General features: G+C 65.0%; 8 protein-coding genes. All 8 read right to left on the minus strand.

The window, feature by feature from the left end:
- Positions 1-4: 4 nt before the first annotated feature.
- Positions 5-1,726: a radical SAM/SPASM domain-containing protein gene (locus YUO_RS0107830; RefSeq protein ID WP_028346762.1), complete on the minus strand. Its 1,722-nt coding sequence runs from the start codon at positions 1,724-1,726 to the stop codon at positions 5-7.
- Positions 1,727-1,744: 18 nt separating this feature from the next.
- Positions 1,745-2,245, minus strand: a complete 501-nt coding sequence (locus tag YUO_RS0107835) for a THUMP domain-containing protein (RefSeq protein ID WP_028346763.1) — start codon at positions 2,243-2,245, stop codon at positions 1,745-1,747.
- On the minus strand, positions 2,239-3,843 hold the full coding sequence (locus tag YUO_RS0107840) for a LysM peptidoglycan-binding domain-containing protein (RefSeq protein WP_028346764.1): 1,605 nt from the start codon (positions 3,841-3,843) through the stop codon (positions 2,239-2,241). Before YUO_RS0107840 ends, YUO_RS0107835 begins: the two co-directional genes overlap by 7 nt.
- Before the next feature lie 190 nt (positions 3,844-4,033).
- Positions 4,034-7,558: a LysM peptidoglycan-binding domain-containing protein gene (locus tag YUO_RS0107845; protein WP_083754515.1), complete on the minus strand. Its 3,525-nt coding sequence runs from the start codon at positions 7,556-7,558 to the stop codon at positions 4,034-4,036.
- A 203-nt stretch (positions 7,559-7,761) separates the two neighbouring features.
- Positions 7,762-8,448, minus strand: coding sequence for a hypothetical protein (locus tag YUO_RS0107850; RefSeq protein WP_156908541.1), 687 nt, complete (start codon positions 8,446-8,448; stop codon positions 7,762-7,764).
- Positions 8,417-9,700, minus strand: a complete 1,284-nt coding sequence (locus tag YUO_RS0107855; RefSeq protein ID WP_083754516.1) for a DUF1521 domain-containing protein — start codon at positions 9,698-9,700, stop codon at positions 8,417-8,419. The genes YUO_RS0107850 and YUO_RS0107855 overlap by 32 nt, the downstream gene beginning before the upstream one ends.
- A 363-nt stretch (positions 9,701-10,063) precedes the next feature.
- Positions 10,064-10,435, minus strand: coding sequence for an immunity protein YezG family protein (locus YUO_RS0107860; protein WP_028346768.1), 372 nt, complete (start codon positions 10,433-10,435; stop codon positions 10,064-10,066).
- 29 nt (positions 10,436-10,464) lie between these two features.
- Positions 10,465-13,656, minus strand: coding sequence for a DUF4781 domain-containing protein (locus tag YUO_RS43670; protein ID WP_051379303.1), 3,192 nt, complete (start codon positions 13,654-13,656; stop codon positions 10,465-10,467).
- Between the last annotated feature and the right edge of the window lie 31 nt (positions 13,657-13,687).

A 13,687-nucleotide genomic window follows, 5' to 3' on the forward strand; every position in this document is an offset into this window, starting at 1 on the left:
GCGTTCACGGCTCTGAGCTCTCCAGCACCGGATCCGCCCCGGTCGGCCGGTGCGAAGGCGCAGCCTCCAGCGCCGGTTCACCGGCAAAGAGCATCGCGCTGTCGATCTGCCGTCCGTGCAACACGCTCACCTTTTCCAGCACGCGCCCCTGGGCGGCCTGCAGCGTATCCAGCGAATGACGCTCGCCGGATTGCCTGGCTTCGACGGTTGCTTCCTCAGGGACCCATTGCTCGGCCGAGACCACGCCGAGATCCTTCGCACGGCTGAAGATGTATTCAGCCGTATTCCATTTCCAGCTCGGACAGGGCAGCGCCGCCTCTGCCGGATTGCTGTAGATGAAGCGATGTGCACAGAAGCCGCCGCACATCGGCAAGATCTTGCACGAAGCGCAAACCGGATTGTCGAATGGCGTCCATTGCGACCACAGGCTGGCGTTGACGCTGTTGTGGAGCTTGTCCGGCTCGAAGATGCTGCCCGTCCGCTTGCTGGGATCGTGCGCCGTCTCCCAGCACTTGTGCACGTCTCCCTCGCCCGATACGACGTAGCCGCCGTGCGAGGCCGCTACGCACATTCCGGCGAATCCGCTTGACGGCGTCTGGATGGATGCGAAGCCAAGACGGCGCGCGCGCTCCTCCAGAGCGAGCACCTTGCGATTGAATTCCGCGCGCGAGAGTCGCTCTTCGAAGGCGCTGCCGCTCTCCGGCGTTGAAGCCTCAATCGGCGCAAAGTAGACGCTGAAGTTACCGCGCTTGGCGAAATCGCGCTCGACGAAACAGTCGAGCATCGCATTGACATTGTCGACATTGGTCTGGCCGACATTGACGCGCGCATTGATCGAGATTGCAGTCTGGTCCAACGCTTCGGCGATATTGTCGAGGATGCGGTCGAAGGTTCCGTGTCCTGACGTCAGGGGCCGCATCTTGTCGTGGGTTCCGCGATCGCCATCGATGGTCACCTGCACCCAGCGGACGCGACGCGTGTAGAGCTGGGCGGCCATTTCGCCGTTCAGGAACCAGGCGTTGGAGACGATTCCGGCGCTGTAGGCGATTTTGTGCTTGTCGCAATAGGAGATCAGCAGGTCTGACAGGCGAAAGATCGAATCCTTGCCCATCAGGGGCTCGCCGCCGTACCAGACGACACTCAGCGATTTGAGATCCTTCTTTGCCTTGACGAAATCGACGATGGCATTCTGCACGTCGGGCTTCATCTTCGTCGTCGGCTTGTTCAGGCCCTGGAAACAATATCCGCAGGCAAAGTTGCAGGCCATGGTCGGCGCGATCGTAAGCGTGAGGCTGCCTTTAGCGCTCCGTGTCGCTTCGTAACTGTCGCGCACGACGGCAAGCTCGTCGACCATCGCGCCGACCACGTGGCCGCCGCCGACGAGCGCTTCGAGCAACAGGCGGTCGTTCACCTCGCTGCCTGAAAACGCCGGTCGTTCGGCCAACCCGCGATAGATCCCGGCCTCGCCATCGGACAGCAGGATGAGCGACCGTGTCCGCGAATTGAAAAGCAGCGCGGCGCCATCGGCAAGCCTGACCGGAATGTCGTAGCGCGAGACTTTGTAGCGGCTCGCGCCCGGCTCCCGCTGGCGGCCATGAACGGTCGCCAGCGTCTGCCGGGCCGCCGCCTCCAGCGCATCGGCTCGCGCGGAGTTTTGCGCCAGCAATGCGATCTCGGCGGCCTGCGGCTCGCCGTCCTGGGAAACCTGGCATTCGAAATCTGGCATAGCTCGGTCCCGTGCTGGTTAGCGCGTCTGCGACGGGGCGGATCGTGCCGCCGCGATCTGCGCCAGTGTTGTTTCCGCCAGGTTGGCAAGCATGTCGTTCCACAAGGCGAGGAACGCGTCGGCCCGGATCGAGGCATCGGCGATGGCAGTGCCGGAGGCCTCGTCGAGCGGCAGCCCGGTCAGCGAGACCACCCGCCGGTTGACGGCCATAATGGTGAAATCTCCATGGCGGCCGATTCCGGTGACACGCACAGCGAAGCGGCCGCCCAGCGTCTCCAGATGGCGAACGTCGTAGAGCTGTGGTAGCAATCCGAGCATCAGATGGCGGAAGAACGCGAAGTTTCCCGCCGCTCCGGCCGGGCTACGCCACGCGCCCTCCAGCAGCACCTCCGGCGTGAGCCGCACGCCTGACATGAAGCTCGCGAGCGCGATCGGATTCGACACGTAGCGGCGGCCCGCCGCCGCGATCTCGCGCATGGTGATGCGCGCGGTGTGGTTGCGCATGTCGACCATCAGCATGATGGTAGCACCGGGATGACGTTCACCGCGCAGAACGAAATTGGATCAAGCACCGGCGCGTCGACGCCGCAGACGCCACCGAGATTGGCGGCACAGACACCGGTATCGACGCCGCAGGCATCGGCACCCGCTTTGGCGGCGCAGGCATCTGCATCGGCCGCACAGGCATCGAGCGAAGCGTTGGCCGCGCAAGCGTCGGCATCGGCCGCGCAGGCATCCGCCGACGCATTAGCGGCGCACGCATCGGCATCGGCCGCGCAGGCCTCCGCAACCGCATCGGCCGCGCAGGCAGCGGCGTCAGCGGCGCAAGCTTCGACGGACGCGTCGGCACCGCAAGCGTTGCTGTCCGCCGCACAGGCTTCAGCGCCTGCATCGGCGCCGCACACATTGCCGTCGGCCCCGCACGCTTCGACCGTGGCATCCGCGCCGCAGACGTTGCCGTCCGCTACGCAGGCCTCCGCGCCTCCGTCGACGCCGCAGGCGTTGCCATCAGCCACACAGGCTTCGATGGTGCCGTCCGCGGCGCAAGCGTTGCCGTCGACGCCGCAAGCGTCCGCCCCGACGTTGGTTCCGCAGACATCTCCGTCTGCGGCGCAGGCCTGGATAGTGCCATCGGTCCCGCAGACGTTCCCATCCGTCCCGCATGCGCCGGCGCTACCCTTGGCGCCGCAGGCGAGATTGCCGTCGACCCCACAGAGCTTCGGCCCGCTGTACTTCGAGCCACAATAGCTTCCGTCGACGCCGCAGGCCTTTCCTTCCGTAAACTTGGCGCCGCAGGTCGCATAGTTGACGGCGCAGACCGCCCCGGCCCTGGCGTTCGCCGCACAGGCACTTGCCTTGGCGACGCACCCGGCACCCGCGCCCGCGGCGGCGCCACACGCACCGATGTCAGCGGCGCAAACCGTGCCCACTCCTGCAACGGCGGCGCAGCCGGTTCCCTTTGCTCCGCACACCGTGCCTTCGCTGAGCTTGCCCACGCAGGGCGATGCGTTCGCTCCGCAGGCCGTGCCGATACCCACATCGAAGCCGCAGGGCGTGATTGCATTTGCTGCACAGGCTGCGCCGGCGCTCGCGTCGATGCCGCACGGCACGGTCGGACCGGACGCGGGCTGTGCAGCCGGCGTTCCTGTTGGAGGCGTAGCATTCGGTGCGGCGGTCGGGGACGGTGCACTTGGCGTTCCGGTGGGAGGCGGCACGCTCGGCGTGCCGGTGGGAGGCGGAGCACTCGGCTGCGGCGGCGAGCCCAGCGGCACATGCACGGTCTCGCCTGGATGAATCCGGTCGGGATCGCGGAACTGTGGATTGGCCTTGACCACGTCCGGATAGGGACGGTCGTACTGGCGCGAAATGCTCCAGAGCGACTCGCCTTCCTTGACGCGGTGGTCGATGACGTTGTCGTTGGCGGCGGCATTGGGCCCTGCCCGTCCGTCTTGGACCGCCGACGCACGGTCGGCGCGGGAGGCGTCACGAGGGGCGGCGTCAGGCCGGCTCGCGCGTTGCAAGCTCTCAGACCACGCCTGAGCGTCGCTGCTGCTTTCCTCTTTCTTGGCCGGCCGCTGTGAGCGGGCGGCGAGTGGCCTGTCGATGACCTTCGCCATTGTCCAATCCGCCAGTTGCTAACAAGGTTCGCCGCTGAAGCACCCTGATGGTTGCGGCCACCGCTTCCTACACATTGGATAGCGCGCAGACCTGACATCGACCTGACGAGGCTATGACTACAGTTAAGGGTGCGGTGGTTGTTGCGCAGGCCCGCAAGCAGCGAGGCGTGGCTCACATATCGAAACGTGCTCAGCCGAGAATTGCCTCGCCGAACAGCACTCGTGCATAGTCGCGGAGAGCCGTCATGCTTCGTGGATTGGGATCTTCGATTCGTGCCGGGTACCAGCTTCCCGGCACGGCACGATACTCACCGCGAAAACGGTGATCCTGCGGGTCATAAAGGTAGCTTCCGCCGAACTCCGGATCTTTGCCAGGAGGTGCCCACACGTTGCGATCGTTGGATGCCGTAAGCGGGAAGCGCCCCGAATCATCCTGATCGACTGTGTGTGCCTGATCGACGAGATCGCGCACCTTGTCGGGATCCATGCGATTGAGCCGCTCCATCAACTGCTCGGGCGTCACGCCGAACTGGTTGGCGGTCGCCGCAAGTGCGGGCCCGGCACTGCCGCCATCATTGTTGCTGTAGTCGGACAGCGCCGCGGCGATCTCCGGGCGATAGCCGGCCGCCTCGAGGAATTCGCGGCTCGGCCCCTCGAATCGAGCCTTGTCCTTTGCGTCGTTATAGAAATAGAGACCGATTGCGGAGGCGAGCACCAGGCCCGCGCCCACCGGACCGCCCCACGTTGCCACCCAGCCTCCGCTCGAGGCGACCGAGCCGGCCGCCATCAGGAAGCCGCCGCCGGCGCTCGTCGTATAGAGGCCCGAGGCAATCCAGTCGCCGCGGGCGGCCGCATCGACGGCGAATGCACTGTCGATCAATCCGCCTCCTATCTTGAAGTAGGTGCTGAACTTGACCCAGCCCGGTTCGAGCGCAAGCCCGGTGCGGTTCGCTTTTGCGAGAATGGATGTCGAAAGACGCTCGGCGCCCGGCATGGCGCCCAGACCGAGCCAGCCGCGCTGCGCGCCGACGGCAAGCAGTTCGGCCGTTTCTTTGCCCGTGCCGATCGAGTAGTAGACCGCCTTGGTCATGTTGAGCAGATGGCCTGGATCCTTTGCGAACTTGTCCCATGCCAGCGCCGCCTGATAGCCGTTGAAGGCAGCGCCGAGGCCGTTCATGCTGCCAAGAAAAGCGGACGCCTTCTTCGGATCGAGCTTGACGTCCTGGCCGGTTCCGAAAATATCGCGGACGGTGTTCGAGGCGGTCGCTCCCGCCGAGGGAATGGCGGCGGTTGTGCCGGCGCCGAGATCGACGACCGCGCTTGAAGAGGACGGCTGCGACGTCATCAATGCGTTGCCGAGTTCCTTGACAAAACCGCGCGTGCTGCTGACCGATGAATTCGGCGTCGCTGACGGCGACAACGTCCCCGCCTCCTGGCCGAGCACAATGCGCAACACCTCGTTGCTGCCCTTGTCGCTCAGTCCCATCGCGAACTGCACTTCCTTGCTGCCGACGAACTCGTTACGCGTCTCGGTCAGCCGCTCCGTCGTCGGCAGGCTCTGCAGCCGCGGCAACGCATTGTTCAGCGCCATGCTGGTGCGCACCGCGCTATAACCCAACCCATCGACCGCGTTGTATGCGCGATCGAAGTTCGGCAGCAGATCCGGCCGGTTGGCGACGTATTCGATGGTGGCGCGATCGAGCTGCTCTGGCGACATCGTGCCCGACCAGTCGGCGCGCAGGCGGCTCACCTCGGCAGTCGCATCGCCGAACGCCTTTACATCATCCTTGATCCTGCCATGCAGGACCTCGACCCCGACCCGGGTTGCGCTAAGCAGGCTGTCGGCCTCGCCGGTCCGGCCAGTGTCCTTGAGTTGCGTCGCCATCTCCAGCGCCAGCGTCGCACCGGTGCCGTCGCTAACCGATTGCATCACGGCTTCCTGGTAGGCGGGCAGCGGATAAGCCGGGCTGTTCTGTGCGTGCGGCTGGAATTTCTCGCTTGGCAGGTGCCGCACCATGATGTCGGCGACCTGCCTCGTCACCTCTGCACCATCATTGCCGCGTGCGGCGTAGTCCGTCGCGGTCGCGATATTCTTGTAGACGCCGGCGACGTCCTGATATTCGATCGGCCCGCCTTCGGTGAGGCTGCGCTTCATGTCGGCGGCAATGCTGTCGATCGTCGGCAGACTTGCCGCGACGATCCGCTCCGCCGTCTCCGGTGAGACGTTTTCCGTCTGCTGACGCAGCGCCTCGGCCGCGGCCTTGGCGTCGCCCATTCGGTAGGCGTTGCGCACGGCGTCGACACCGGGCTGGACGGTCTTGTTATACGTCGCCTGATCGACGATCTCGTTGAACCCGGCGTCGTCCGGTCCGTGCTGCTGCATTAAGGCCGCGCGCGCACCGATTGCCATCTCACGCTGCTCAGGCGGCACCCGCCCGGCCACGCTGTCGAGCTGCCGCTCGATTTCCTCGCGCAGTGCCGTCCGCTGCGTTTCGAGATTCTGCTCAAGGCCGGCCAGCCGCGCCTGCTCGGCAGGGCTGGCGTTGCGCGCCGCATCGACGTCGCGTTGCGCCTGCGCCACCGCGCCATACTTGTCGACGACGGTGCCGAGCGTGTCGCGCGTCCAGCCTTGGCGACGCCATTCGTCGGTCACGTTGCGATAGGCGGTGTCAATCGTAACCCCGACCTTGGGATCGTTGGGAAGACTTCGCCTGAGCTCGCCGATCTGCGGGAGGACGGCTTCCTCGGGATAAGGCTTTCCGGTCCCGATCAGCCGCAGTTGCCCCTCGACCGCCGTTCTCACGTTGCCCCACGCCGTGCCTGCGGCGTTTCGCGCCTCCTGCAGCTCCGCGTTGGCAAGCCGTCGATCGCCCGCCGTCGCATTCGGATCATGCGCCATAGCTTCGAGCGACGCGAGCGAACGGTCGGCCGCCTGCGCGTCGCTTACCAACCCGTTCAGCTCGGCCTGGGTCGTCCCGGCCTGACGCCATTCCCTGTCGACCGCCGCCCGCGCATTCTCCACCGTCTCCTGATACTTCGGATCGTCGGGAACCCGACCGCGGATTTCATCCAGCGCGGGACCCGTCGCCACGTCCGGAAGCGCCGCGTTGTGCCCTGCTTCGCGCAGCTCGTTTTCCACGGAACGCTGAATGTCGCCCCAGCGCTTCGACACCTCGCCGCGCGCACCCTCCAATTCGATGCTCGCGAGTTTGCGTGCTGACGGCGTGGAGTTTGGATCGCGCGCCAATCGTTCCAGCGACGCTACGTTTTCTTCCGCGCGATGGGCACCGCCGACCTGCTCTCGCGCGCGCACGACGCGCGGATCGGCGTTCGGCACGAACGCGACATCGCCGGGCTTGATGACGTCGGGATCGCGAAACTGCTTGTTGGCCCTCAGAACATCGGAGAACGGCGCGCGGTATTCCCGCGAAATCCCGTAAAGTGTGTCGCCGGGCTTTACATCGTGCGGGATCTCGTTTCCGCGCACAGCTTGCGGATTTCCGTCGATGCGGCTGCGCTCGCGCTGTGTTTTCTGCAGGGCGGCATCGAACTCCGGATCAGTTTGCCCGGTAGCAGCGCCGCGCTCGTTCCGGGCGACGCCCGGCTGCACCTGGTTAGCATTTGCCCGGGACGTCCTTCGATCGTCCGCGGCAGCTTGCTCGGGAGCCGTTCGCTGCTTCTCCGTGACACTCCGCGCAGGGCTTGCACCAGACATCGATTCAGCTCCGGTCCTCAACAAGATTAGGCATCAGAAATGGCGGCATCTGCCCGCATGCGCGTCCTTGATCCGCGCGACGCCTTACGGCTTCAATTCGGTGATTTGCGCCGCACGGGATAGACATACGGCCGACGCCGATCGGTCAGCAGAATTTCTGGCCGACGAAGCTGATGACAAGCTGACGTGGGAAGATGCTCGCGTCAGCGCGGCGCCGAGACCGAGCGCGCCACCAGTTCAAACTCCGCACGGCGCGTGCTGAAATTCTGCTTCTCGCCGACGCAGACCGTGGTGGTTCGCCCCTTCGGCGTCTCGATCAGCATGAAGAGAGTTCGAACGTCCTGCGCCCGCGCGGGCAGGCCCGGCCGCGACTTGAATTCGCCGATCATCGCGACGCCGCCAATTCCGTTGACGTTGAAATGCTCGGTCGCGGACACATCGTAGTTGATGGCAATGGTTGCCCGCGCAAGATCGAGCCAGCGCTGCCCTTCGACGATGTCGTTGATGTCGCTTTGCTTGAGCTCGGCGTTCTGCGGCAGCGGCGTGAACGCAACCTGACAACCCGTATCGCTGTCGGATGGCTTCTTGACCTCGAACCGCACCACAAAGGTCGGCGTCGGACCCAGCGCCCGGGCGATGTAACCCTCGGGAGGATCGATCGCCAGCCCGGTGCTTGCATCGCGCAATGGCTCCGCCGTCGCGGACGTAATCAGCGCCAGCGCAAGGCACACATCAAGACACATACGCACCGAGCGCTTCAGCACCATCACGCTCCCCTGAGCGGCATTGAGAGAAACGGCGTTGGCCCTGACGGAACCGACCGTCAGGGCCAAACACTTCACGTTAGTCAGGCGGAAATCAGGCCGCCTGTGAAAGGTCCTGCTGTCCACCGTCCGCTCCGCCGAGCAGGCGTCCGAGCAGTGACACGACCGTCTTCAGGGCATCCTTTTCGTTCTGCGGCAGGTTGAGGCGATCGACCAGCGACGAGAGCGTGCTCAGGATCTGATCGAACGGACCCCCGCTGGCTCCGTCCTGCTGATGGGCCGGAGCAACGTCACCGCCCTCACTGGCCCGCGGAGCCGCAACGGGCTGAGGCTGCTGGCCACCGCCAACGCTGCCGGCGCCGTTCATCACGCGACCGAGCAGCGACACCACTGTCTTGAGCGCGTCCTTCTCCTGCGGCGAGAGGTTCAGCCCGTCGATCACACCGTTGAGATTCTGCATGATCTGATCGTCGGTACCACCAGTACCCTGGGTCGGCCCAGTTCCTGCATAACCGTCAATATCCTTGATATTGTTTCCGGTGATTTCCTGGCCGTTCGGCAGCACAAGATCATCGATCTCGCCGTTCTTCGTCTTCATGACGGTGCCGTCTTCATACTGCTGATCGAGCGCCTGCCCTTGTCCGGACTTCAGCTCGGTCTTCAGATTGCCTTGGAAGCCGGTCATTTCGGCAGCCTGATCGCCACGCGTAATGGCGACCTTTTCGATGTAGGTCTTGCCTTCGCCATTGGTCGGATCGATCGTGATCTTGGTGCCGTCGGGAAGTTCGAAGGTCGCGGGCTTGCGATGGAAGTCGGTCTTGTCACCGTCGCCGGTCTCGATATGAGGGTCGCCCCAGACCTTGAACTTCTTGCCGGTCTGCTTGTCGGTGACTTCCAACTGGCCCTTGTGTTCAGTGCTGGCGGTGATGCAGTAGCGGCCGGTGTCGACCGTGTTGCCGTTGACCTTGAACGGTTCGCCCGACCCGCCGCAGGACGAGCCGCCGGAGCTCGGAGGTGTGGTCGGCTCAGTCGGCTCGGTCCCACCGCTGCCGTTGCAGCCGCACTGGCCACCTGGCCGACGCCCGCCACGACCCAGAACATCATCGCTGGCAAGCTGGCGCACGAGCCCGGAGAAGGACTGAAGCGCCGAACCCTGCGCATTCGGATCCTGGCCGGCCGAAACGAAGTTCAGCGCTCCCGTGATCAACCTGACACGTTCGCCGTCGCTCCATTGATCGCCGGACTGGCCTGCGCTTTTCAGGATATTCGCGAAGATCGACGCCACGTCCTGCTGCTCGTTCTGCTGTACGCCGCCGCCTGCAAGTTGCCCGAGGCGATCGGCATTGCCCATTATGCGCTGTGCGACATCTGAAATCATGCTGCTTGCTCCTTCGCATCCCGTGATTGGTCAGTCGCAGAAACGACCGAACTATGTTCCTACCCGGCCTGCAACGGCGCTCGTTCCGTGCCGGCTTGGGTCAATTTTGATCGATGAACCTTGAAGGCGTGGGCACCGCTAGCGTACCGCACGCCGGCTCATGGTCGTACGATAGGCATGCAAGCTTTCGAGAACCTGACGGGGATGCGGATTTTGCGGCGTCGCCAGTCGTCAATAGAATCGCTATGAAATCTCGCGCCGACGAGACTTCCGTCACAACCCGATTGATCGTCTTGAAAGGATGATTGCGATCCGCGAACGCCAATGTCCTTGTGGTCCCGCCACTGCGAAGGACTCAAGTGGTCATTGCTGGCGTGCGCGTGCGGCCGCCGCATCCAGGCGCGCCGAGAGGTCGGCGTCGTAGACGAAGTTCGCGAAGAATTCGCCGTCCGGCGTCACCCGAAACGTCGCCTTGTTCCAAGGCTCGTGCGCGCTCGAGGTCATGATCGTCTGCAGCTTCTTGATGGCTTTGGCGACCGCGTAATCGAGACGATCGACATCCAAATCGGCAACGCCTCGCTCCGCGGGGTCGCGCGTATAGTCTCCGGTAAATCCGGTCGACGTCTTCCAGATCTCGGTCTCAAGCCGGATTTCCTGCCACGGTTCGTCGACCGCGGCCACGAGCGCGTTCGCCACGAAATCGTAGATTTCCTCGACGGTATTCAATTCAGCCATGCATCTGCTCCCCGTCGGCGTCGCGCAGCCTACTCGGTCGTATTCTCGAAGAAGCGCGTATGCTTCTTGCCGTCGATCCAGAACGTCACCCGAAACGCCACCGGCCGTCTCGAATCGCCATCGAATTCGGCACGGATTCGCGCATCGACCGTCCTGTTCTGCTGAAGCGCGGTCCGCCACTCCTGCTCCATGTTATACCAGTCGCCGCCGCTCCCGTTCAACTCACGCGTCATCGGGTGATAATTGATCTGCTCGCCGGGGCCGTCGAACATCGCCGCGAACAGGTGTCCGCCCTGATCGCCCTCGATGGCGTCCTTGATTCCGCCGACCTCCGCGGCCCTGCCCTGCTGGTGCGTATTGCGGTCGTGGCGGTTCAGGTAGACCCGTCCCCTGGCTTCCACAACGCGGCCGGTCTCATCCGTCGTATAGGTATAGCGTCCCACGACGTAATCGGTGTTGGGCGCCAGTTCGCCGTTCAGTGCCTGGTTCCAGCCGTCGGCCTTGTTCCCCGGTTCGAGCACGATGCGCGCGCGCTCACCGGGCTGGCCGCGTGTGTTTCGGGCTTCGATCGCCGCGCGGGACGGGTCGCGCACGAACGAGCCGACATCTTCGGCCAATTGATCCAGGTGCTGCTGATCGAGCGCATTCTCCCTGACGATGTCGGCCCGCCGCTGCGCGGTGAGGCCTGGGTCGGCCAATTCGCGCGATCGCATCTCGATTCGCTCGCGGACCTTGCTGATATCGATCCGCGCTGCCCAGCCGACCGTGCCGGCTTGGGGCTCGCCATGCGCGGCAAAGAAGCTTCGGATCTGGCCCTCGAGCGTGAGGCTTCGCTGCATATTTTGTGCGGTCGCGACATGCAGGTCGATATCGGCCGCTGTTGCCTGCGGACCATGCCTGATACCCCGGACTGCGCCCGTCGCCGGATCGTAGTCAATCCGAACCGCGTTACCCTGCAACGAGCCGTCGGGGATGACTTGCGGCGCGAAGTTGCGCAAGAGCCCGTCGCGCACGGCAATGGGGTTGAACATGTCGCCCGGCCGTAAGCCGCCGGCGCGCATCGCAGCGCCGGTGCCGGCGGCCCAGAACCCCATGGACAACAGCGATTGCGCGCGCTGTTCGCCCGACATCTCTGTCCAGTGGCGCGACAGATAGATGCTCTCGTTGGCGATTGCCGCCGTATCGACAATTGCCGCGCCTGCCTGCACGTAGCCATGGATCGATGCTTCGACCGGCGCGATCGCGCGGCCGGCACGCCCGAGCTGGGCGAGCCGGGCGGCGCTGCCAAATGCGCCGATCGACAACGCACTCGCCCCGACATTCAGCCACAGCCCGCGCGCGGTTTCGTCGCTGAAGGGATCGATCGACTGACCATGATCGGCACGGTCTGCAAGTTCACTGCCGCTGCGGTATGCACCCCACGCGCCGGCGCCAACGGCGACCGCTCCGGCTCCGATCACGACCGGCGTTGCGAGACCCCCGGTGCCGACGATCAGAACGCCGCCGGCGACGATACCGCCAACCAGCGCAGCCTTGTCGAGCGCCTGGGTAAAGTGCTCGCCGAAAGTATCGACTGTCTTCGGCGTGTTGCCGTGCTCGAGCGCGACGGCTCCGTCAGGACGGGTGGTCAGATGTCCGCCGGATGGATAGGTCATCGACCCCGGCGGAAGCTGATTGTTTTCCCGCCAGTCATCGAAGTTGTCGTACGCGCGCCCGATATTATCGACGAAGTGCTCGCACCCATCGGCGCCGGTGACGCGAAAGAGCGGTAGCTGGACCGGGCCGGTGTTCGCGCCCGAATGGGCAACCGGCAGAACCGTCACCTGCGCGGCGTCGCCGCCCGCCACTGCGCGAATTTGGTCGGTGATGGCGCGAACCGCCGCAGCGTGTTCGCCGCTGCCATAGAGTGAGAGTTCGCCACGCGAGACGGCCGCCTGAACTTGCGCAAAGCTTGTGCCGGGTGGCAGCGCCGGCGGCATGCCCATCGCAAAGCCGATGGTATTGTCCAGATCCGTTCCGCGCAGATGCTGCGGCGCGTCGCCCCGCGCGGACAGAAAGCGTTGGGCGGCCGCCTGTGCCTGCGGCTCGACAATCGCACGATTGGTCCAGGGATCGTCCGCTTGCCGCAGCGTATCGGCGGTGATCGCCGGATTCATGCGAATGGTCGCAAGCGCATCTATGCGCGCCGCAAGCGGCGCCTTGTCCGCGCCCTGCGAGCCCAGCAGTTCTCGTCCCTGCCGGGTTTCGAGGATGCCGCCAAGCCGTTCGGCCTCCGCGCGCTGCTGCGCAGAATCATCGGGATGCCATTCGCGTGCGAGCGCATGCGCCATCGTCTGGCGCAGCGTCGGCACGGTGCTGTAGTCGATCGCCGATGTTCCGGCGAATGCGTTCTGCACGAACGCACTCGCAGCTTCCGAATGGGGTCTCTGATTGAGCGCCGACAATGCGCGCTCGCGCATCGATGCGGTCGTCTGTCCGGCGAAAGCCGCCGACGCATCAGTTGAGAGCGCACGGGCAAAGCCCGCCGCGTCTTCGGGCCGCAGCGCGGTCAGCATATTCCGTAGCGGCTCGAGATTTGCGGGCGCGCTTCCCGCCGGACCTGATACGGCCGTGATGGCGGTGACGGCATAGGAGGCAGCCGTCATCCGGCGTTGCCACTGCTCGCCGGATTGCGCAGCGGCGATCGCGGGATCGCGCGCAAGCTCGGCCGCCTCCAGCGCCGTGCGCTCGGCGACGACGGCGCGTAGTTCAGGCGCGTCGCCCAGCGATCGCGCAAGACGGGCGACGCCGCCCGACCCCTCGCCGCGGCCCGCGGTCCAGCGATCGAGCATCCGATCCATCAATAACAGCTGCTGTTGCTGGTCGAGTTCTCCGAGCTCAGACTGTCCACGCAGCGCGCCGATGACCTTCTCGGTCGTCGAAGTCTGACCGATACCGAGGAAACCTCCGCTGGGGTCCGACCGCCGCTCGACCCAATCTGAAACTTGTTGCCGGCGCTGCGGCGAGACTTCCTGCGTCGCCGTCGCCGCGATATCGACCGAATTATCGTTGGCGCTCCGGACTGAGGTATCGCCCGCATTGACGGGCGATCTCGCCGCTTGCTCTGATGCCCGTGCCGCGTCGATAGCGTCCTGAAACCCCGTATCCGGCGCTTCCGATCGGTTTTCGTTCCGTGGAGTGTCGCGTCGCTCGGCAGCGACAGCACTGGCTCGTGGCGACATGTTGCCTCCGTTGACATGCGGAGCGTCGATC

The organism is Bradyrhizobium murdochi, from assembly GCF_000472965.1.
In the GTDB taxonomy this organism is placed as follows: domain Bacteria; phylum Pseudomonadota; class Alphaproteobacteria; order Rhizobiales; family Xanthobacteraceae; genus Bradyrhizobium; species Bradyrhizobium murdochi.